The organism is Streptomyces sp. 130 (genome assembly GCF_007096885.1).
GTDB lineage: Bacteria > Actinomycetota > Actinomycetes > Streptomycetales > Streptomycetaceae > Streptomyces.
The window spans coordinates 1-887 of record NZ_VJNO01000113.1; the positions used below are offsets into that span (position 1 = coordinate 1).

The 887-nt window shown below is 68.5% G+C and carries 1 pseudogene; it reads right to left on the reverse strand.

The window, feature by feature from the left end:
* Positions 1–7 precede the first annotated feature (7 nt).
* Positions 8–843, reverse strand: a pseudogene (locus tag FKN01_RS32235) (IS5 family transposase).
* Positions 844–887 lie beyond the last annotated feature (44 nt).

Sequence of the window (887 nt, forward strand, 5' to 3'; positions counted from 1 at the left end):
AGAGGTCCTAACAAAGGCGTTGGACGTGTCGGTGGGTGATCAGGCAGGTCGCGAGGCCGAGGAAGGCTTCGTGGATGTCGTCGCGTCGTTCCCAGCGGACGCGCAGGCGCCGGAAGCCGTGCAGCCAGGCGATGGTGCGCTCGACAACCCACCGGTGCACTCCGAGCCCCGAACCGTGCGGGACACCGCGGCGGGCGATCACCGGTTTGACGCCCACGGCCCACACGAGCCGACGGTACTTGTCGTGGTCGTAGCCGCGGTCGCCGAGGACCACGTCGGGCCGACGCCGTGGTCGCCCGACCAGGCCCGCGACGGGCGGGATCTTGGCGAGAAGAGGCAGCAGTTGCGTGACGTCGTTGCGGTTTCCGCCGGTCAGCGACACCGCGAGCGGGATGCCCTGTCCGTCGACGAGGACATGGTGCTTGCTGCCCGGACGTGCGCGGTCGACCGGGCTGGGTCCGCTTTTGGGCCCCGCCGAGCGGCCCGCACATGGCTGGAGTCGATCACCGCCCGGGACCAGTCGAGCTGCTTCGCCGCCCGCAGCTTCTGCAGCAGGATGACGTGGAGGCGGTCCCACACGCCGGCCTCGTTCCAGGCGGCGAGTCGGCGCCAGCACGTCATGCCGGAGCCGAAGCCGAGTTCCTGGGGCAGGTACTCCCACTGGATGCCGGTGTGCAGGACGAACAGGACCCCGCACAGAGCCTGCCGGTCAGGAACCCTCGGCCGCCCCGCGACCAGCTTCGGACCCGGCTCCGGCAACAACGGTTCGATCAGCGACCACAGTTCGTCCGACACGATCCACGGACGAGAGTTCCTCTTCCCCACGAACAGAGCAACGAGCATCTGAGCTGACAGTCACACCATCAGCCGACTTCTGTTAGGACCTC